8 protein-coding genes and 1 pseudogene are annotated in these 22,555 nt (G+C 58.6%); 6 read left to right on the forward strand and 3 right to left on the reverse strand.

Annotation, left to right across the window (positions count from 1 at the left end; genetic code table 11):
* Window positions 1-14: 14 nt before the first annotated feature.
* The 3 genes from F1542_RS00810 to F1542_RS00820 form a co-directional block, all read right to left on the reverse strand.
* Window positions 15-1,352 (reverse strand): efflux RND transporter periplasmic adaptor subunit, encoded by a 1,338-nt coding sequence (locus F1542_RS00810; protein WP_193731337.1) that lies wholly within the window; start codon window positions 1,350-1,352, stop codon window positions 15-17.
* A 20-nt stretch (window positions 1,353-1,372) separates the two neighbouring features.
* Window positions 1,373-2,194, reverse strand: coding sequence for an efflux RND transporter periplasmic adaptor subunit (locus tag F1542_RS00815; RefSeq protein WP_193731338.1), 822 nt, complete (start codon window positions 2,192-2,194; stop codon window positions 1,373-1,375).
* Window positions 2,195-2,291: 97 nt separating this feature from the next.
* Window positions 2,292-3,953: a TolC family protein gene (locus F1542_RS00820; RefSeq protein ID WP_227672338.1), complete on the reverse strand. Its 1,662-nt coding sequence runs from the start codon at window positions 3,951-3,953 to the stop codon at window positions 2,292-2,294.
* A 370-nt stretch (window positions 3,954-4,323) separates the two neighbouring features.
* On the opposite strand from F1542_RS00820, the gene F1542_RS00825 reads away from it, so the two are divergent.
* From F1542_RS00825 to F1542_RS00850, 6 genes and pseudogenes are all read left to right on the forward strand, one after another.
* Complete coding sequence (locus F1542_RS00825) at window positions 4,324-16,332, forward strand: DUF4347 domain-containing protein (RefSeq protein ID WP_193731339.1); 12,009 nt, start codon at window positions 4,324-4,326, stop codon at window positions 16,330-16,332.
* A gap of 143 nt (window positions 16,333-16,475) precedes the next feature.
* Window positions 16,476-16,619, forward strand: a pseudogene (locus F1542_RS17000) (transposase); the annotation flags it as partial.
* 896 nt (window positions 16,620-17,515) lie between these two features.
* Window positions 17,516-17,998, forward strand: a complete 483-nt coding sequence (locus F1542_RS00835) for an RNA polymerase sigma factor (protein WP_193731341.1) — start codon at window positions 17,516-17,518, stop codon at window positions 17,996-17,998.
* Between the two features lie 17 nt (window positions 17,999-18,015).
* Entirely contained in the window at window positions 18,016-18,909 is an 894-nt protein-coding gene (locus F1542_RS00840) for a DUF4880 domain-containing protein (protein WP_193731342.1), read from the forward strand.
* A 93-nt stretch (window positions 18,910-19,002) separates the two neighbouring features.
* The gene (locus F1542_RS00845; protein WP_193731343.1) at window positions 19,003-21,552 is read left to right on the forward strand and encodes a TonB-dependent receptor; all 2,550 of its coding nucleotides are present in this window, start codon (window positions 19,003-19,005) and stop codon (window positions 21,550-21,552) included.
* A 40-nt stretch (window positions 21,553-21,592) separates the two neighbouring features.
* Window positions 21,593-22,528: a metallophosphoesterase gene (locus tag F1542_RS00850; RefSeq protein ID WP_193731344.1), complete on the forward strand. Its 936-nt coding sequence runs from the start codon at window positions 21,593-21,595 to the stop codon at window positions 22,526-22,528.
* The last annotated feature ends 27 nt before the right edge of the window (window positions 22,529-22,555 follow it).

Below are 22,555 nucleotides of genomic sequence, written 5' to 3' on the forward strand. Positions count from 1 at the left end.
GCCTTCCGGGCCAGCTAAAAGGAAAGCCATTGCCGTACTATGCCCAGTGGTTTGCGCAGGGCCCACAGCACCAGCAGGTGCCGCGGGCCGTAGATGCGCGCGGTACCACGCAGTCCAAGGCGGATGTCGCTGTCCAGATCGGCACGCAGGGTATAGGCCAGCGTGCCCGCGGGGGTAGGTGTGCTTGCGTAGGAGGTAAAGACCAGATGCCCTTCTGCCGGATGATCGGGGTGCACATTGTCAAAAAAACGCACACGCGCATCGGTGGCGAAATGTGCGACCTCGGTTGCTGGCAGGCGGATCTCGATCCGGCGGGACAGGGCAGGGGCCACCATGAGGATACGCTCGCCCGCTTCCACCGGGCGGCCTATCCATTCGGAAGGATCGTTATAAAGCGCTAGCCCGTCTATCGGGGCGGTCAGGGTGGCACGGTGCAGCAGTTCGCTCTGGTAACGCATCTGGGCCGCTTCCTCATCAATGCGGCCCTTGAGTTCACCCGCCTGCGCGCGGGCCTTGGCATCAAGCATGCCTGCCTGAATGGCTTCATCGTACTGGGTGCGGGCCACTTCCAGCGCCTTGCGGGCCACCTGATACTGGCTTTCAAGCTGCGCGCGCTCCAGTTCCACCAGCGGTGTACCAGCCTTCACCGCTGTATTGGGAGCGACATCAAGCTGGTGGACGATACCGGCGAATGGCGCGCGTACGAAAGTGGGAGCAACCGGCACAACTTCAGCCGGGGCCAGAACCCATGAATGGACCGGGTAGAACGCCACCAGCACGGCAGCCGCCAGTACGGCGCCGATGCGTCTGCGCATCCGTGTATCACGTGGCTTGGGAGGTTGAGAGGCGATAAGCTGCCGACTTTCCGCATACTCGCCGCCAATCATGCACAGGGCCTGGATGTCGGGCTGTGTCCATGCATCCGCTCGTGCAACGAGCAGTGTGCCCACGCGGCCATGCCGTCCGAGCAGCGGAATGAGCACGGCGTGGGGAGCCATCCATTGCACCCATTCATCGCGCAGTGCGGCAGGCAGGGTCGCCGTGTCAAGCTCCCTGGCCTCGGCCTGTGGCGTGATGCTCTCGAATACCCGGTTTAGCCAGCGCACATAGGGGGCTGCAGAATCGAACACCGCCGTGCCAGATATGGCGGCAATCCCTGCCTTATCCGTGCGGTAAAGGGCAGCCTGCTGGTAGGGAAGGAGATTATGGCTTTCGTTGACCAGCACGAAATCCAGTTCATCGGACGGGCAGGTCCGCAGGCGTTCGCATAAATGCACAAGGGCTGACAGCCGCAGCAATGCAGCCTGCCGGCCCTGCTGCATGCGCACGGGATCAGGCGAGGGGGAGGTCATGGTCCGTCAGCCGCACGCCCTCATTGACCAAACTGGGCTTCTCCTGTCATGCCCGGTAGCAGGTCAGGGGCCGGACGCGTCAGTTTGCCATAGACCTTGATGGTCTTGCTGACGGGGTCCACCTTGCCTGAAATGCGGCTGACGGTTGCGGGGTAAGTGGCATCCGTCTCCAGTATATGGACCTTGAACGGTGTACCGGGCTGCAGATGGCGCAGTTCCATGGATGAGACGATCATGGACAGTTCAAGCGAGGTATCATCCAGTATTTCCAGCATGGGGGTCCCGGCTGAAAGATACTGGTAATTATGCACCATGGTATTGGAGACACGCCCGTCAAACGGGGCCTCGATCACGCACTGGGCCACAACGGCGGTGGCCATTTCCAGGTCCGCATTGGCCGCGCGTTCATCGGCTGCGGCCGAGCGCAGGTCCGATACACTCCATTGCCCCAGCGCCTTCATCTTGTTCTGTACATCAAGCAGGCCACGGCGCTTGATGTATTCGGCATGGGCATGGGCAAGGGTTGCTTTCTGCTGGCCACAGCGGAACTCGGCCAGGATGTCGCCCTTGTGAAAATGGTCACCGTCGCGCAAAGGAAATTTTTCAAGCTGGCCCGACATGCTGGCGCTGATCTGCGCACTCATGGGGGCGGTTACCTGTACGCTGGGGGTATGGACCGCCGTGCTGTCCGGCTCCGGCATGGGGGGAATATCAGGCTGCTGGACAGGTGCCGTGGCGGTCGATGTGATGTCAGCGTGTGCGAGCGGTTGTGCTGTCTGGGCCAGGAGTGTGCCGGGCACAAGGCCAAGCGACAGTGCGGAGATAAACGAATATATGCGCATATATGCAACCGGCCTTCCGGAATAAAGGCGCCACTACCGCCCGGGGCGATGGAGCTTTATAACATTACTTATTAATAACAATTTACAAAATGGCAGATCAGCCGGGTGTAGCGGCAGGCTGTGCCGTATCCGTCTGCGCGACAGGCGTGGAAGGCGGCGCAGCCTGCGGCACCGGCACCGCGACAGGTGTCGTGCTGTTGCCTGCATCCGGTTTCTTTACATTATCGGGCAGCGTCAGGTCAGGCAGGCGGCCGTTTTCCCACAGGGCAATGGAATGCTCGACCTGCGCCGTCAGATGCTTGAGGTCCTGAATATCGGCATTGGCGGGCACAAGGTCCACGCCGATGGAGGCATACAGGTTGGCCAGCGCCTGATGGGTATGGGCAAGGCTGCGGCTGTATTCAAGCTGGCCGAGCAGGGCCGCCATCTGGTGGCGTACGCGATTGGCCTCGGACTGTGCGCCCGCTGCGGAAGCGGAGACGGCAAGCTGCTCCATCTGCAGGCTTACATCGTTGATCTGTCGCGAGGATTTGAGAAAATCCACTGCCGTGACGTATTTCTGCGCGCTCAGGTTGATCTGGGCCAGAATGGCGACACTCAGCGCAAGGCGGCGCATTTCCGAGAGTTTGACATTGCCCTTGGCCACGGCGATGGCACGCGGCCCCTGGATCATGTTGATCAGGTTGACAGTCGCCCGGACCCCGATCTGCCCCCAGATGTGGTGATAGAGCAGGGCATTCGAATCAAAGTTGCCGTTGCCGATGGCGCCAATGCCAGGCATCATCTTCAGGATTTCCTTGTAGACATCCTGCCGGTCAACTTTCTGCTGGTACACTTCCATGCGCAGTTCAGGGCGCATGACCAGTCCCATGCGCTCGAGTGTGGGGATGTCGAGGTTGCCCAGCGGCTGCACATCCTGCGGGTGGGTGGCAAGGTTGAGCTTTTCATCCTGCGGCACGTTGATGAGTGAGGCGAGCTGGATCTGCGCGCCGACCAGTTCATCCTTGATGCGCCGCATCTCACCCAGGATCTGGATGATGTTCTGCTGGTAATCAAGCAGCGTAAGGGGGGACTGAAGGTGTGCGTTACCCGCATCCTGCGATGCCGCCAGCATGGTTTCCGCATCGTGAATGATGGGGTCAAGGCGGGGCAGCATGACCTGGGCTGCAGCGGCTTCCCAGTAATTGGTGGTCACGGCCTTGACCAGATCATTGATGGCGCGCCTGCGGCGCTCGACGGCAATCAGGGCACGGAAAGCCTGCTGGCGGGCGGAGAAATAGCTGATGCCCGCATCCATGGCGTTCCATGAAAAGCTGATGTCGCCGCTGCCATGGCTTGGCATTTCGGAATAAGAATAATCCAGCGAACGCTGGTTGCTGAATTCGTCAATACTTTCAGCAGCATTGTTATTGCTTCTGTCTGTATAGCCCGCATCGGCCGCAAGGTGCGGCAGCATCTGCATAAGCGCCAGGTCAAGCTGCTTTTCCTGCTGGTTGATCTCAAGCTTGGCGACCTGTGAATCATAGTTGAACTTGAGCGCGCGCGCGATGGCGGTGCCAAGTGTCAGGTCACCATCGAGCGGCAGATAACGCGCCTCGATCGTGGCGTGATCGGCATCCGCACGCTTTATGTGATCAGCCAGCGGCATGGGCTTGGGCCGCATGCCACATCCCGCCAGCAGCATGACTGTCGAAAGCGCAGCGCAGGAGACCAGACGTATTTTGCCACGGGTAAGCTGATGCGTCACAGGATTTACCATGAATTTCCGGGTTGTGTTCAGGTCGGCAAGAAAAATTTTAACACAAGCTGGCGTGAACGGGCTTGTGGTTACCTGATTATAGGGAGCTGTATAGATCTATACAGAGACATATAGAGCTATATATAAGTATGGTTTGGGAATATCCGCCTATTTTGCAGTTACGCCGCGCCCGATACCGAGCACGGCATGGTAGTTATGGTGCGGACACATTTCTGTCAACTTCATTCGTTGTAACACGAGAAAAAAAAATGTAGATGGAATGTGGTAATTGGAAATGCAGTCGTAGCGCCCTGCCGAGTGGCAATGATTCATATCATGGAAACCATAATCTGGTATTCCTAAACAAATTGTTGATAAAAGTGGATTTTTCATGCGTCTGATTCTTGAGCAGAGATATCTCTTTGATGGCAGCGTGGCGCATGTCTCCCATCACCACGGGGCGGACAGGTACCACCACGAGAATCAGGGCGAAAACGCTCATGATGCCCCTGTTGTGGATGAATCCGTTGGTTCCCTGCCGGATTTACCTGCAACCACTGGTACAGGTCGGTCGGTGCATGAGCGTGATGGTAGTAAAAAAGATAATTTTACCGATATCGTTTTTGTCGATTCCCGGGTAAGCGACTGGCGCGAACTTACGGCCACACTGGGCGATAACGTGGGCGTGGTTGTGGTGGACAATACGCGTAATGGCATGTCCGTCGTCTCGCGCGTGCTGTCGCACCAGCAGAACCTCAGCAGTGTCAGCTTCCTTACCTACGGGCAGGCAGGCCAGATCGAGCTAGGCAGCACGACTATCAATGCCGCCACCCTCATGGCGGACATTACGCAGGTTGCCCAGTGGGGCGATGCGCTGGGCACGAAGGGGCAGATCCTGTTCTGGGGCTGCGACGTGGGGCAGGGCGCGGCCGGGCAGGCGCTGGTCGAAGACCTGCATACCCTGACGGGCGCGGGGGTCGCCGCCTCGACCGATGCCACGGGCCTGGGAGCGTTGGGGGGTGACTGGACACTGGAGCGCACGGCCGGACTGGACGGCAATGCGGTGGATACGCCGTTCTCCGCCACGGCCGAGGCCGGTTATGACAGCGTGCTTGACAGCCCGACGGCCACGGTCACCATTGCAAATGCGGGCGACACCAGCAATTTGCTGGGCAATGCGTTTTCCCAGACCATCACCTTTGCCAACAATGCACAGAATGGCGTGGGCTACGCGCCCTTTGTCGAGATATTCGCCCCGACCAACACAGCGCAGCAGGATACACCGCTTACCTCTGTAACGTATCTGGGACAAAGCCTGTCCACCAAGGCTGTTACGCTGGTTGATGTTGATGGCAAGATCGGGGCCTACAACCCATACAGCAGTGGCACGGATGGCAAGCCGCAGTTCGTGACGGCGCCTGCGGGCTTCAAGGCGGGCGATACCATGTATGTGGTTTCCCTGCCGTTTGGCAGTTACACACCAAACCAGCCGACCCTCACGCTTACGGCGAATTTTGCCAATCACACGGTCGAGTCCGTCGATGCGCCCACAGGCGCGGGCGCGCCCATTACCATCGCTGCGGCCGGTGGCTACCAGTATGGCGCCGATGCGCTCAACAACCCTGGCACTGACCCGACCATTCAGGGTGCTGCCGTAACCAACACCATTGACCAGAATATCGTGCAGGTGACCGCCGGTATCATCACTTCGCCGCGTGGCGAGGATGAAGTGCCCACCGGCCCGGATTATCCCGCCACCTACCAGGTGACCGTCACCCCTGCCGAAGTGACGCAGGCCAACGCCATCAAGGACATGACGCTCAATGTCACCCTGCCTGACAGCGTCAATTACAACAACAGCCCCATTACCCTGACCGGGGCCGATGGCTCGACCATCAGCGGCACGGCCACCTATGTGCCGCCCGCTGACGGCTCAAAGGAAGGCGGGTCGGTCAAGGTTACGCTAGATAGCGTGGCCTACAGTGAAAGTGCGCCCTACAAGATTGATATTCCGGTCTATGTTGGCCAGACGGATGCGGCCGGAAATTCTATCCTCAATTCTTCTGGCGGCACGACATCGCTCACCACCATTTCGGGTGCCACCATATCCTATACCGGCAACTGGACTCCGCCCGTTTCGGACGGGCAGACAGCCACGCCCGTCGCGCTGGACGAAACGGTGGACACATCGCCCACCACGTTCCAGGCCAAGGCCTTCGCGGTGCAGGAGACGGATACGATCACGAATGCGGATGGCAGTGCTGCCAGCCTGCCTGCAGGGCAGGTCATGCCCGGCGATACCATTACGCATGACATCCATATCGAGAATTCGGATTACTATTCCAGCACCGGCATGGTGGTCACCACCACGCTGAGCGATGGCCAGGCCCTGCAGCCGGGCACGAACCCCACCTTTACCTATACCGATGCCACCGGCACGTCCCATACCGTGCAACTGGGCAGTGACTACTGGTCGGCCACGCCGGGTGATAACGGGCAGACCGTGGTGAAAATGAATATCGCCCAGTACCTGGCTGACAATAACCTGCCCGCCATGGGTGCGGGCAAGCAGGGCACGATCAGTTATGCCAGCACGGTGAGCGATAATTATAGCGCCACGAATACCCCGGTGACCGAAGGCGATACGATCGGCAGCCAGGTCAGTGTCAGCGCGCTGGCAACAGGCCCCGATGGCACGATCTCGCAGGTGCAGGACGATTCAGGCAGTACGCTTTCCGTGCCCGAGGGTTCGACGGGGCTGAAGATCGTGGCCATCAATGGTGTTGCCGTAGAGGGCACGGATACGCCTGTCATCCACGCGGGTGACAAGGTGACCTACGAGGCAACCTACACCCTCCAGACCGGCACCTATACTGACCTGAACCTTTCATCCTACCTGCCCTTGCCGCTCTATGACACGAGCAACCCCACGGGTAACGGTGATTCCGCTTTCACGGCTGCCCCCAGCACGGACCTAACCCAACAGGCGGCCGGCACCTACAGCGTGGTGAGCGTGCCAAACGGTGTCGATCCGAAGCAGGTCACGGTCTCGACGCAGTCCGCGACCAACAGCATCAGCTTCGATATGGGCAACAGCGACACGCTTGCCACCAGTGATGCTGGCAAGCAGGTGGCCATGCTGTTTACCCTCAAGGCGACATCAAGCCCCTTTGCCGATGGCCTGAGCCTGACCAGTCAGGAGCAGTCCACCCTGACCAATGGGCAGAATGCCCAGACGGCCCAGTCTACCCTGCAGTCAATTACGGTTGCCGAGCCTGCGGCCGAGATCAAGACCGGCGTGGTATCGGTCATGAATGGCACCAGCGCCGATAAATCCGTCACCTATGCGCCCCAGACAACGGGTGAGGGAACGGATACCGATCCCACCACCACCTTCAACGCGGCGGGGTCGGATGGCGGCGCCTATACATCGGTGCCCGCCAATGGCGTGAGCGGCCTTGGCGCGGTCAATGACCTCAATGCCACGGGGGCCGAGGGGGGCGACACCGTGCGCATCGCCTCCACGGTAGAAAATACCGGCTCGGCCGGTATGTACGACCTGACGGTATCGGGCACCCTGCCTGCCGGGTTCTCTACAGCGGATGTCAGGAATTTCCAGATCACGCGCCCCGATGGCACGATAGTCTATTCCTCGGCGGCGGATGCCTCGACCGCTGCCAGCAGCTATTTCACCACGGGCGGGCTGAGCATACCGGCCACATCGGCAACCGCTGCGGTTCTGGCCCAGGGGCAGGACCTGACCATTACCTATGACCTGGCCCTGCCAACCGGCCAGAACCTTGGCGATACGCTGGTGGCCAACGCAACGGTAGTGAACTTTGGCAACAGCCCCAGCGCGGTCGGGCAGGGCGACGGGTTCGTGACCAATGGCGTGCCGCTTGGCGGGCAGGCCTCGGACCTGACCGATCCGGCAAGCGTCACCCTGCAGACGCCCACCATCAGCAAGACCATTAGCGCATCCAACCTGCCTGCAAATGACGGCGTGGATGCAGCAACCTCCAGCGGCACCATTGTCAGTGGGGAGACGCGGACCACCACCATTACCGTAAATGTGCCCGAAGGCACGCTCACCAATGGCAACGGCGATGTGACGGTGGTGGAAACCCTGCCTGCGGGCATGGACTATGCCGGGGGTTTTGTCGCCACCCTGACCGGCGCGAGCGCCTCGAGCGTCGATGCCAGCGGCAACCTGCCCGCGCCCACGCCGGTCAGGAACGCCGATGGCACCACTACCCTGACCTTTGACCTTGGCAAGACGGTTACCAATTCCAGTTCCACGCCCGGTACCATAACGCTGGCCTATAACGGTTATTATGGCGAGAACAATGCACCTGCCGATGCCGCCACGATCACGTCATCGGCGGTGCTGAACTACAGCGTGCATGATGACACGGCCACCGTGGCAGAGCAGGCCGGCCCCGCCGACGTGACCGTAACCGAGCGCAAGCCCTCCCTCACCGAAACCATCACCGACGATACGAAAGGCCAGGCGCTGTACAGTGGCCAGCAGGTGACCTATACCCTGAAGCTGAGCAATAACGGTCATGTCACGGCCTATGACATCGATCATGCCATTACGCTGCCTTCGGACCTGACGGGCGTTACCATTACGGGCGGGGGGCAGACCATCACTGTGGCCGCGGGCCAGACATCCGTTGCCCTGTCCACGCTTGCCTCTCTTGCCCCCACCGATGCACCGGTCACCTATACCATTACCGGCACGGTTGCCTCCGACCTGCCGGCGGGCACGAAGCTTGCGGTAACGGACGACTACACTTGGCATTCGGCGCCCAAGAGCAACGAATTCATGCCGCCATCGGGTAGCCCGTCCGGATCGGGGGATGCGCCGGTGACACCGCAGGACGTGCCTGAAGCGTTCAATCACACGGTCGGCGATGCGCCGGCGGTTGGCAATTTCACGTCCGTGCTTGACATCGTGGGTGAGAATAACGGCACCACCAGCGGCATTTCCCCCACTACTCCTGTTACTGCGGCTGATACCGTACCCGGAGACCGGGTGACCCTGCAGGGCGAGGTCTCGATCCCCGAGGGGCAGAATCAGGATGTGACGCTGACCCTCAAGGTGCCGGACAACGTGCAGCTTGACCCCACATCGCTGCGCCTGCTGCTGGCCAGCCCGAACGGCGAAATCACCTCATCCGGCATTGGCAGTGCCACGCAGTTTACGGAAGGGACGACACCAGCCCTGACCGTGCAGGGTGGTGGCAATACCTTCACGCTTACGGATGCGGCAGAGGCTGCGCTTAACGGTACCGGTGCGTCCATAACCGGCGTGACAACGGATTCTTCCGGGCAGACCGTGCTCACCATCAATCTTGGCACGGTCACCAACAATGACCAGTCATCCGTTCCCAACTACGCCATCATTCAGGTGGCGGGCACGGTGCTCAATACCACGGCCAATCAGGATGGTAAGACCCTTCCCTTTAGCGAGAGCCTGACGGCCAGCACGTCGCCAACACCCGCATCACCCATCTCCACCCCTGCATCCACCGTAAGCGAAACGGTCAGGGAGCCTGACGTTAAGCTGGACAAGGCGGTGACCGCGATCGATTACACCAATGATACCGTCACCTTTACCGATACCCTGACCAATAACGGCGATGCCGCGGCCTATGATGTCGCCCTCAATGATCCGCTTGTGGCAGGGCAGGAATCCGTTGATGGCGCAGTTGCGGCCTCGGGCGCGGGCACGGTGGACACCACGATCAATGCCAGTGGTAACGTGGCGGTAGCCGATGCAAACGGCGTGACCACCAACGGCCTGACGCTGGCCGCTCATGCCAGCGAGACCGTGACCTATACGGTCAAGCTGTCCGACCTGACAAAGGGGCTGGCGCAGACCACGACCAGTGTGACGTGGGAATCGCTGGCCGGGGCAACGCCCGCCACTTCGGGCGGAACGGCGCAGAGCCGCGATGGCTCGGCCGGGCAGGAAGGTACGGCTGGTACCAACAGCGCCGATACCTATGAGCGCTCGGTCACGATGGGGCTTGGCACCCTGTCGGGCCAGATCTGGCAGGCGCTGGGCAATACGCCCGGCATCTATGACAGCGCCATCGATACCCCACTGGGCGGCGTGGGTGTTACGGTTGCCGCGCGCGGGTCGGACGGCACCTATGCCACCGGCCTTGTGCAGACCGGCATCCAGACCGATGCCAATGGCAACTACGCGGCGCTGGTGCCCATCTATGGCACGCCCACGTCCTCCATTGCGGAAATTACCGTGCCGACCAAGGGGGGAGCGGATGGGCTGCCTGCAAGCGAGACGGAGGTCTACAACCACGATGGCGCGGCAACATCTGCCATAACCGCCGTCAGTCCCGATGCGGATTCAGCCAATGGCATGGGCGCAACCCATGCCGACCTGGCCTATGAACTGCCGGACACCGCGCCCACCATAACAGGCTGGCAGGACATCACGCCCCACGTCACCACCGCTGGCGCCGCCACGGCAATCGGCGATGGCGCGGTAACGGTGGATGACCACGAACTTGATACGCTGACCACGAAGGAAAGCGGTACCTACACCTATGCCGGTACCATGCTGACGGTGCAGCGCTACGTTGATGGCAAGGCAGCCGCCTCGGCAACCGACAGCTTTGGTGCGCTGGCAGGCAGCGGCGTGACCATGGTGGGCGGGCAGGTGAGCGTGAACGGCACCGCAATCGGCACTTATACCGACAAGGGGGGCGTGCTGCAGTTCACGTTCAATGCATCCGCCACCAAGGCCGGCATTGCAACACTGGCGCAGGACCTGACCTATACCTACACGCCCACGGCTACCGACCCGGCAACACAGCTTGATGTCACGCTGGGGGCCACGTTCTCCGATGGCAATACCAGCCTTGCGGGTCAGCAGGTCACCACTGGCGCACAGGGCACGGGGGGCGTGCAGACCAGTGCGCCCATGTTCACGCATGTGAGTGTTGGCGGCACCACCTTTGCCACCACCTTTGCCGAGCCCAATGATACCCCGGCTGCGGCATCGGCTACCGCACTCGGCTCCTATGTCTCGGTAGAAGATGCCTCGGGCACGGGCACGGAATCGATCCAGAAAGTGACGGTACAGATCGGCTCTGCCACAGCGCAGGACGTGCTGGCCGCCACTACGGCGGGCGGCATTACGGCGAGCATGGACAGCGCAACCGGTACCCTGACACTGACCGCAGGCACCGCCACCACGCTCAAGAACTGGCAGAGTACGCTCGCCAGCCTGAAATATTACGACAGTTCCGATACGCCCATCGAGGGCACGCGCAATGTGAGCATATCCGTCTATGAAAACGGGGCGAACACGCCCATCGTCACCAATGGCACGATTGCGGTCACCGCAGCCAATGACTCCCCGGTCCTTGATCCCTCGGCCCCGGTTTCCCTTAATGATGCGCAGGAGGACTCCCTCCCGCCGCAGGGCGCGGTGGGCACAGCGGTTTCGCAGCTGGCAGGTTATGCAGGGGCAACAGGTGGCGCGGGCAACGTGACCGACCCTGATGGCGCGGGTCTTACCGGCCAGAGTGTCGCAGGCGCTACTTCGCTGCCCGGCATTGCCATTACCAGCGCCGACACCACCCACGGCATATGGTGGTACACCACCGATAACGGCAAGACATGGACCGAATTCGCCGGTAGCGGCGCAGGCAGTGCGGTCGGCGGTGGCAATGCCCTGCACCTGATCGATAACGGGCAGACGCGGGTCTATTTCCAGTCCACCGACCCGAACTGGAACGGCAAGGTCAATGATGCCCTGACCTTCCGCGCATGGGATCAGTTTGATGGCGCGGCCAATGGCAGCATCTCCGCGCTGCCGACTACGGCAGGGCTGGGTACGGGCGTTAATACGCCTGGTTCCGCATATTCATCAGCCGCGGATAGCGTTGCGCTGATGGATGACAACGTGAATGACGCGCCGAATGTTGTGGCCGACAACAGCGACCCGACTGCAACCCCGGTCATGGGGAACCAGGCCGCCTCGTGGAAAGTGACGGAAGATACGCCAAAGGCAGAGAGCGTGCAGGAGCTGTTTGGCAGCTACTTCTCCGACCGGACCGACCAGCAGCAGAGTACCGCCAACCCCGATGGTTCCACCGCCAACACCATGGCGGGCGTGGCTGTGGTGGGCTACACGCCCTCGGCTGCGGGCACATGGTCGTATTCGACCGATGGGGGCGGGACATGGACGCCGCTTCCGGCGTCCGTTTCCACCACGAATGCGCTTGTGCTGTCGAAGGATGCCCAGCTGCAGTTTACGCCTGCGGCCAACTATAACGGCCAGCCTGTCAGTGGCGATGACCTCAAGGTCGTGCTGATCGACAGTTCGGACGCCGCATCGGGCAGCCCGGCCCTTGTGGGGGCGAACGGGCAGGCCCTGACCACGGCGGATGACACGCCGCTGACCGGTGCCGCGCTGGATTCCGGCACGATGGCGGTTGCGGGCGCCGATGTTTCGACCCGTGGCGGGCAGACCGCGCTCAGTGTGGGTACGGTTGACCTGTCCACGGCGGTCACACCGGTCAATGACCCGCCCACCATGGCGGCAGGCCCCTATGTGCTGCCTGATGTCACCTCGAACGGTGCTGATGGCGCCAATACGGGCGCCACGATTGCAGGCCTGTATCCGGACAGTACGGTGCAGGACGGGACCGACGCGCGGCAGGGCGCGGCTGACCCCACCGGGTCCACCGCCGACCATCTGGCTGGCGTGGCCATTACCGGCAATACGGCCAATCCCGCGACCGAGGGCACGTGGCAGTATTCCACCGATGGCGGCAGGACGTGGACGGACGTGCCCGCCAATGTTTCAGGCAGCGATGCCGTGGTGCTTGGCGATCAGGCCAGGGTGCGCTTTGACCCCATGCCGAACTTTACCGGCACGCCGGGCGGGCTGACCACGCAGGTTGTCGAGACTTCGGCCGACGTGCCGCTGACCGGCACCAGCAACGGCGTTGCCACCAGTGTTACGGGGCAGGCGCTTGCTGGCACTGCCACGGCGCTGACGGGCGTGGACATAACCCAGATGCAGCATGACCACCCCAACGGGTCGGTCAGCACCAACAGCCAGCCGCTTGATGTCACGGTCAACCCGGACGTGCATACGGCGGTAACCATTCCGCCCGGGCAGGAAGACCAGCCTGGCCCGAAGGAAACGGTCTCGCAACTGTTTACCACCACCGACCCGAATGGTGTTGGCGGCGTTGCCATTACCGGCAATGCCACGCCTGCCAGCGAGGGGACATGGATGTATTCCGTACCCGGTGGCACGGCGCAGGCGCTGCCGACCGGTCTTTCGGCCACGAACGCGGTGGTGCTGCCGGGTGATGCGCAGGTGTGGTTCCAGCCCGCGCCGAACTTCAATGGTGACCCGTCGAACATCTCGTTTACGGCAACGGTGGTGGACAATACCGCCGCTCCCGCCTTTACCGGGGCGGATGGCAGGGCTGTGGCGGGTAATGCCATAACCGGCGTGGCAACAGGGGTTGATGTCAGCAACACCGGCGGTGGCACCGCACTTGATGGGGTGCCGGTGCAGGTGAGCACCAGCGTCACGCCGGTCAATGACGCGCCGGACGTTGTGGCCGACAACAGCGATCCGAATGCCCCCCCGGTCATGGGGAACCAGCCCGCCTCGTGGAAAGTGACGGAAGATACGCCAAAGGCAGAGAGCGTGCAGGAGCTGTTTGGCAGCTACTTCTCCGACCGGACCGACCAGCAGCAGAGTACCGCCAACCCCGATGGTTCCACCGCCAACACCATGGCGGGCGTGGCGGTGGTGGGCTACACGCCCTCGGCTGCGGGCACATGGTCGTATTCGACCGATGGTGGCGGGACATGGACGCCGCTTCCGGCGTCCGTTTCCACCACGAATGCGCTTGTGCTGTCGAAGGATGCCCAGCTGCAGTTTACGCCTGCGGCCAACTATAACGGCCAGCCTGTCAGTGGCGATGACCTCAGGGTCGTGCTGATCGACAGTTCGGACGCCGCATCGGGCAGCCCGGCCCTTGTGGGGGCGAACGGGCAGGCCCTGACCACGGCGGATGACACGCCGCTGACCGGTGCCGCGCTGGATTCCGGCACGATGGCGGTTGCGGGCGCCGATGTTTCGACCCGTGGCGGGCAGACCGCGCTCAGTGTGGGTACGGTTGACCTGTCCACGGCGGTCACACCGGTCAATGACCCGCCCACCATGGCGGCAGGCCCCTATGTGCTGCCTGATGTCACCTCGAACGGTGCTGATGGCGCCAATACAGGCGCCACGATTGCAGGCCTGTATCCGGACAGTACGGTGCAGGACGGGACCGACGCGCGGCAGGGCGCGGCTGACCCCACCGGGTCCACCGCCGACCATCTGGCTGGCGTGGCCATTACCGGCAATACGGCCAATCCCGCGACCGAGGGCACGTGGCAGTATTCCACCGATGGCGGCAAGACGTGGACGGACGTGCCCGCCAATGTTTCGGGCAGCGATGCCGTGGTGCTTGGCGATCAGGCCAGGGTGCGCTTTGACCCCGTGCCGAACTTTACCGGCACGCCGGGCGGGCTGACCACGCAGGTTGTCGAGACTTCGGCCGACGTGCCGCTGACCGGCACCAGCAACGGCGTTGCCACCAGTGTTACGGGGCAGGCGCTTGCTGGCACTGCCACGGCGCTGACGGGCGTGGACATAACCCAGATGCAGCATGACCACCCCAACGGGTCGGTCAGCACCAACAGCCAGCCGCTTGATGTCACGGTCAACCCGGACGTGCATACGGCGGTAACCATTCCGCCCGGGCAGGAAGACCAGCCTGGCCCGAAGGAAACGGTCTCGCAACTGTTTACCACCACCGACCCGAATGGTGTTGGCGGCGTTGCCATTACCGGCAATGCCACGCCTGCCAGCGAGGGGACATGGATGTATTCCGTACCCGGTGGCACGGCGCAGGCGCTGCCGACCGGTCTTTCGGCCACGAACGCGGTGGTGCTGCCGGGTGATGCGCAGGTGTGGTTCCAGCCCGCGCCGAACTTCAATGGTGACCCGTCGAACATCTCGTTTACGGCAACGGTGGTGGACAATACCGCCGCTCCCGCCTTTACCGGGGCGGATGGCAGGGCTGTGGCGGGTAATGCCATAACCGGCGTGGCAACAGGGGTTGATGTCAGCAACACCGGCGGTGGCACCGCACTTGATGGGGTGCCGGTGCAGGTGGGCACCAGCGTCACGCCGGTCAATGACGCGCCGGTTGCCACCGGCAGCGCCACGCTGCCCTCGGCTGATGCCAATAACCAGCAGGTCAGGGGCGATAGGATTTCCAGCCTGTTCGGACCGACTTTCTCCGATCAGGCCGACCAGCAGCGTAGTGCCTCCAATCCCGATGGCTCGGTGCCCGACCACCTGCAGGGCATTGCCATTGTGGGCAATACGGCCAACCCGGCAACGCAGGGTACATGGCAGTATTCAACCAATGGGGGCAGGACATGGCATAATGTCAGCATCTCGGTTTCCGCCACGGCAGCCCTTGTGTTGCCTGCCAACGCGGAACTGCATTTTGCGCCCGTAACAGGCTTTACCGGCACGCCGGGCGGCCTGTCTGCCGCATTGGTCGAGACCAACAGCACGTTGGCCACGGGCACGGCGGCACAGGTGGCAGATGTTTCGGCATTGATGGCCGATGAGACCAGCCATGTTTCGCAGACTACGGTGGCACTGAACACAAATGTGACGCAGCAGGAGGGCAATCCCGCCCTTTCGGGCTCGACCCTCAACAATGACCTCAGTTCCTCTGACCTGCTCAAGACATCAGTGGAGGACGGGTTTGAGAACGAGTTCCAGCGTGGCTTTGGCGTTGCGCACCAGACATGGATACGTGGCACGTCGCTCTACCGGTTTGTGACAACCAACCAGCAATATGATGTCGATGTGCCTGCCGGTGCCTTCAACAGTTCGGATGGAACGGACCTCAACCTGACCATTACGGCACGCCAGGCCGGCGGTGCGCCATTGCCTGACTGGGTCTCGTTCGATGCGGATCGCCGCTGCTTTTCCATGATCGCGCCAGATGATGCCACGGGTTCCATCGACCTGACCCTTATCGGTCGCGATGAATATGGCCATGAGGCGGAAGTTGATGTGCATGTGGTGATCGGAAACGAACATCCAGCATGGGAGATGGCCGATGATCCGTCCATTCCGCAGGCGGTGGACCGCGCGATGCATGTCGTGGAGCAGGACATGAACTGGCTTGCCTTCAACCCCGATTTCCATCGCGGTGGCCATCACGTTGCCGAGCCAGCCCCCGGTAAAAAGGGACTGCGTGCACAGATGCGTCAGATCGGCCAGAGAGCAGCGCATGCACGCAGCCGTGATCTGGTCAATCACTGATTGCCAGGTTGCGCGCATGGTTGGCAACGGAGCGCCAGATACGAACGGGTTTTGTTGGAAAGAAGGATATCGATACTGTTGCACTGAATAGTCCCTAGATTTCTGGACGCCCGAACTCCTAAAAATGAGGACAGGAGGCGTTGATGGGGAAGCCCAATTTCAGTGATGGGTTCAAGCGTGATGCGGTGGCGCAGATTACCGAATGGGGATATGCGCTAGCGGAAGTTTCGCAGCGGCTCCCGGGTAGCACACATTGCCTGTATGCGTGGACGCGGCAACTTGCGAAGGTGGTGCGGCGATACCCGCAAGTTATCGTATTGAGCAGGAGGGTGGCCGAACCGCCGGTTTTGTGCAGCCAACGCATTCAACCAGATGCGTGCATCAGCGTCTTCGAGCCGTCGCGACACAAAGCGTCAAGGCTTTGGGGGACCCATGTAGGTCAAGTGGCAGACGCGCTGCTGTGAATAATCCCGTTCGGTCATCGCCCAGGTCACGGCCTCCTGCCGCAGGCCACGTGTCACGAGCTTTTTTTACCGGCAGCCCCTTCAATGCCGGGATGTCTCCATGATGCTTTTCGCCTGAAGTTACCATGTCCGTTTGATGCTTTCGCAGGGATTTGGTGATCTTGGCCAGCGTAAATCGTGCTTTTTTTATGGTCCGTCTCCAGTGGACAGATCAAACTTTAAATCGAGGGCATTTCAGGAAGTTAAGGTCAAGCACGTCAAGGGGGGACTGCGCGAGACGGATTTTAATAGACGGTTATCTGCCCCCATGGGCTGTTACTCAGACTATACCACCATATCTACACCGTTCCCTGGAACCAGGGAAAAATCACACATTACACGTATCTAGACGATAATGATAAATAAACTTGTTTATTTTTCTAATATATTAAATTATAATTGTAATTAATTCGATATACTTAAGTTATTTTCTGGTTTCTCGCAATAAATATACGTCGGTTAAAGACAGATTTCCTTATCCTGCGATATGTGGATCCAAAGTATATTTTGGACATAACTTTTCAGTAAAATCAATATATTGCATAAAATATGAAATTTATATGAACACATATTATATTGCTGTAATTCGTGATATATTATTCTTAGTAATATGAATGTTGGAAAACTTTCTGGTATCGCGCAAACGTAGGACGTCATCTTGATTAGAATGACTTATCTTCATGGCTGAATGGGTAAAGCGTCAGTCCCGATGGTTTTCGCTATCATCCAAAATCCGGCAGCGGACAGGTTCTGAGGATTCCGATGATCTGTTACAAACTGTCCTTCTGCGTCTGCTTGAACGGGGGGTGACACATATCCAGCATGCCGAATCCTATATTCTGAAATCTGCCCACAACGCTGCTCGTGACGAAAACCGGCGAACACGCTGTCTGCCCTGTAGCCCGTTGCCGGATGAAGGATGGGACAATATTGAGTGCCCAAATCCCTCTCCTGATGAGGTATTCCTGTCGCGTGAGCAGCTTGTGATATTACAGGACGCGATACAGGATCTTGATCCGTCTACGCGCGAGATTTTTCTGCTTCATCGGATCCAGGAACTATCCTATAGCGAGATTTCGCAAAAATTGGGGTATAGCGTCAGTAAAGTGGAAAAGCATATCAGTAAGGCGCTTGCGTTCCTGACAAGTCGCCTGTTGGACTAACTTCAATGATATCAGTTTTGCATGAAACTGCAGCGCGCTGGGTCGCGCGGCTGCAGGCGGATGATTGTTCCGTTCAGGACCGGACTGCCTGTCAGGCGTGGCTGGACGAGCATCCTTCTCACAAACAGGCTTTTTATCTGGTGCAGGCCGTATGGAAGCATAGTAGCGTTGTACCTGCATCTCCTGTCATGGCGTCTCCCATAGCGCATCGTCGCATGACACGACGTGGGTTGGTTGCCGGTCTTGCAGCAGGTATCGGTGTACTGGCGCTAGCGCCACGGAAGACCGAAGCATCGGTTGTCAGCACGTCGATCGGTCAAAAAATCAACCTGTCTGTCCGAAAAGGCGTTGACCTGCTGATAGATAGTGACAGTTCGGTTGGGCTGGCGCCGCGCAATACCTGTATTGACCTTTATTATGGCCAGATCGAAATAAAAATGGCGCAGCAGGCAGCCGCCTTTGCGACAGAGATGGGCACGTGTCATCTGCTATCTCAGGAAGGGCATTTCAATGTCCGTCACATGGAGGACAGCCGCACGATTACCGTTCTGGATGGGGTCGCCACGTTACATACTGGTCCTCAACATCCGGCTTATCGTCTTGCCGCAGGACAGCGTGCCACAATTACGCCGGGCGATGCTGTCGTGATTGATACGCCCCGGCTTGATGATATCATGGCGTGGCGTACGGGACGGCTTTCATTTCGGGATACGCCGCTCTCCACTGTCGTGGCTGAAATGAACCGCTATTCCACTCAAAAAATTATCCTTAACGGTAATAGTACGGGAGACCTGCGCGTAAGCGGATATTACCATTTTGGGAATAATGAAAATTTTTCCCGTGTTCTTGAGAAAATACTACCGGTTCACGCCGTGATTGGTCCGTCCATAACTATTATGAAGGTTTCATGACATCATCACTGCATGGATGAGGGGGCATCCGTTTCATTCGTCTTATGGGTAGGTCGCACAATTGGAACCACATCTGCTGGGGATCCCTACCTTATGTCTCGCTTCATGCCATGTTTCCGTCATTCCTTATTTGCCGCTACCGGTAGTATCGGACTTACCGCCCTGTCCTCCAGCGTCTTTGCAACTCCTTTGCTATCCGTACACCTGCCTGCACAAAGGCTGGCACTTTCGCTAACGGAGTTATCGCGCCAGAGCCAGCGCGACATCCTGTTTTCTGTAGCTGATATTGGCGATCGAATGGCACTCCCAGTTGACGGTTCCATGACATTTGACGATGCCCTGGGGCGCCTGACACAGGGTTCAAACCTGCAGATCATACGTCAGCCCGATGGAACGGTTCTGATTACGCCTCAGGCAACGGTGCGGGACAACAAACATGCTGCCCGACATACGCCTGTCAGTTCGCCTGGCGCTGCGCCGCAGGAAAACTTGATCGTGCTGGGAACAGGACAGTCACGACAGGTCCAGACACTTTCCAGCGCTGAACTTCACAAGACAGCGCCGGGTACATCGCCACTGGCAACCCTTTCGGAGCTACCGGGGGTTAACTTCCAATCGTCCGATCCATTGGGTGCTTATGAATGGGCACAGCAGATAACGGTACGTGGTTTTTTTACTGACCAGCTTGGCTACACCATGGATGGTGTCCCGTTGGGCAACATGGATTACCGCAATAACAACGGATTGGCGATTGGACGGGCCCTGGAAAATGAAAATAACGGTCCCGTTACGCTAGCGCAGGGTACCGGGGGATTAGGCACGGCCTCCACCAGCAACCTTGGTGGGACAATCCAGTTTACTTCAGTCAATCCCACTGATCGGTTCGGGATAGATGTGAGCGGTTCGATTGGCAGCGCCACCACGTCGCGCGGATTTATCAAGGTCAATAGCGGCCTGCTGCCGGGAGGCGGCAAGTTCTACGTCAGCTATGATTATCAGTTCGCGGACAAGTGGAAGGGATGGGGACAGCAGCGCCAGCAGCAGCTGAATTTCAAATATGTTCAACCTCTGGGCGAACATGTCAAAGCCACGACTTTTCTGGATTTTGATGACCGGAGGGAAGATGATTATCTCGACGTATCGCTGAATCTTATTAACCGTCTCGGTTATAATCAGGACGATATAAGCAATAATTACAAACTGGCGGAACAGATTGCCCGCGCATCACAGAACGGGCAGACGCTTCCTGCCCCGTATCGCACGGCAGACGATACCTATTATCGAGGCGGCGCGGTCCGACAGGATGTGTTGGGATATGAGAAATTTCAGTACGATATTATTCCCCACCTGTCTGGTTCCACCACTATTTATGGTCATTATGACCGGGGACCGGGAACGTGGGCTGATCCTTATGATCCGACGCCTTCGGCTCTGGGTGGATCACCCCTGTCTGTATCGACGACCGAATATGACATGCACCGTGAGGGCGTGATCTCTAATCTTATGTATCGTATTGCCCATCATAAGATCGAAACCGGTTTCTGGTTTGAAAATAATCTTTTCGAGCAGGCAGCCAAGCTCTATCCATTGCAGGCCGGTGTGGCACCTACCAGTTTTGAGAAGTTCTATTCCAATCCATTCGACGTGCAGTGGCAATATGCGTTTCGCACCCATGTATATCAGTTTCATCTGGAAGATACATGGGCCATTACCCCGCACCTGCGCCTGAATGCAGGGTTCAAGTCCCTTGTTTCAAACAGTTCTGTCGAGACAATCCAGAGTTACAATCCCATCAATGCATCCATCTCGGCTGCAGATGGCTTCCTGCCGCAGGCGGGACTACTTTATACCATTGATCGACATAATGAGGTTTTTGGGGATTTTGCGCAAAATATGGCCGCCTACAAGGCATCCGCCGCAACGGGGCCGTTCTCCACTACGCAGGCAGGGTTTGCATATATCCACAACAATCTTCGTCCCGAAAAGACCACCACCGGAGAAATAGGGTACCGTTTCCATAATGCAAACCTGCAGGCATCGCTTACGGGGTATTATGTTGATTTTACCAATCGCCTGCTGACATCCTCGGTCAGTATTGACCTGGTGGGAAACCAGAACATTCTGGAAAACGTGGGTAGCGTGACATCACGTGGCGTGGAAGCCGCGATCAACTGGAAGTTCTACCGCAACTGGTCGTTCTACGGGACATGGTCTTATAACGACGCGCATTATAATGACAATGTTGGCGTTCCCGGTAGCAGCACGATCCTTCCCATTGCAGGAAAGCAGGTGGTCGCCACACCACGAAATATCGGCAACTTCAAGATTTCTTACGATGATGGCAGCATATGGGGACAGTTTGGCGGACAATATATGAGCCGACGGTTTTATACATATCTTAATAATTCACCCATTCCTGGCCGAATCATTTTTAACCTTTCTGGCGGTTACCGTTTCCATGGACGAGGCTGGAAAAATGGTCTTGAAATGCAGCTAAACCTCGTCAACCTGTTCGACAAGCAGTATATATCAAGTATCGGTACAAACGGATTTGAAAACTCAGACCCGGATGGCAGCTTCCAGACATTGCAGGTAGGGGCACCACGACAGGTATTTTTTACCGTCCGGAAGCATTTTTTCTGATTTTGTTTTCTGTGCATACTGAAATGACAAGGCCTAGAATATGACACTACTTTCTCGTCGTAAAATTCTGTCGGGTGGCGCCGGGATCGTGGCGGCTTCGTGGGTTGACAGCACGATGGCACGACCCGCCGCGGCTGCCGTGCCGGAATCGTTTTCTTTTCTGTTCATCACGGATACACACCTCCAGCCTGAACTGGATGCACAGAAAGGATGCCGGATGTGCTTTCGCGCAGCGGCAAGGGAAAAGGCTGATTTCGTGCTGCAGGGCGGCGATCATGTTTTTGACGCCATGGATGTATCTCTTGAGCGGGCAAACAGAATTCTTGATCTGTATGAAATGACCGAGCAGGAGATTGGCAAGAAAATATATCACACGGTCGGGAATCATGACTGCTTTGGCGTATATGCCAGTAGTGGTGCATCCGTGAATGATCCCGAATTTGGCAAGAACTACTTCCGTCGCGCTTTTGGAGAAACCTATTATGCCTTTGTGCATAAGGGAGTTCATTTCATCGTTCTGGATTCAGTCAATATAACGCCAGACCGGGATTATGAAGGACGGATTGATGCGCAGCAGGTCGCATGGCTGAAAAATTACCTTTCCGTATTGCCTGCGGGCACACCATTGATTATTTCCACGCATATTCCGCTGGTTACCGCATTTTATACATATGCGGACGAAAGTCCGTCGGCATTCAAGCATCAGGCGATGAGTACGGTAAATACCCGTGAGATTATTGACCTGCTACATCCTCATAATGTCCTGGCTGTATTTCAGGGACATACACACGTTCTTGAACGGGTCATTTCCCATGATATTCCCTTTATTACAGGAGGGGCCGTAAGTGGAAACTGGTGGCAGGGCACCCATCTTGGTACGCCAGAAGGCTACATGGTCGTGCATGTTGACAGCACGGGCGTGCGGACCGATTATAAAACTTACGGCTTCAAAAGTACAGATCCAAAGAATACATAATATTTTTTCATCCCGACGAAAGTCGGC

Origin of the sequence: Komagataeibacter sp. FXV3 (assembly GCF_015155755.1) — a bacterium.
In the GTDB taxonomy this organism is placed as follows: domain Bacteria; phylum Pseudomonadota; class Alphaproteobacteria; order Acetobacterales; family Acetobacteraceae; genus Komagataeibacter.

Bases quoted from the DNA above. Each gene is read 5' to 3' on its own strand.
- F1542_RS00810 (WP_193731337.1), bottom strand. From the start codon at position 1,352: ATGACCTCCCCCTCGCCTGATCCCGTGCGCATGCAGCAGGGCCGGCAG.
- F1542_RS00815 (WP_193731338.1), bottom strand. From the start codon at position 2,194: ATGCGCATATATTCGTTTATCTCCGCACTGTCGCTTGGCCTTGTGCCC.
- F1542_RS00820 (WP_227672338.1), bottom strand. From the start codon at position 3,953: ATGGTAAATCCTGTGACGCATCAGCTTACCCGTGGCAAAATACGTCTG.
- F1542_RS00825 (WP_193731339.1), top strand. From the start codon at position 4,324: ATGCGTCTGATTCTTGAGCAGAGATATCTCTTTGATGGCAGCGTGGCG.
- F1542_RS00835 (WP_193731341.1), top strand. From the start codon at position 17,516: ATGGCTGAATGGGTAAAGCGTCAGTCCCGATGGTTTTCGCTATCATCC.
- F1542_RS00845 (WP_193731343.1), top strand. From the start codon at position 19,003: ATGTCTCGCTTCATGCCATGTTTCCGTCATTCCTTATTTGCCGCTACC.
- F1542_RS00850 (WP_193731344.1), top strand. From the start codon at position 21,593: ATGACACTACTTTCTCGTCGTAAAATTCTGTCGGGTGGCGCCGGGATC.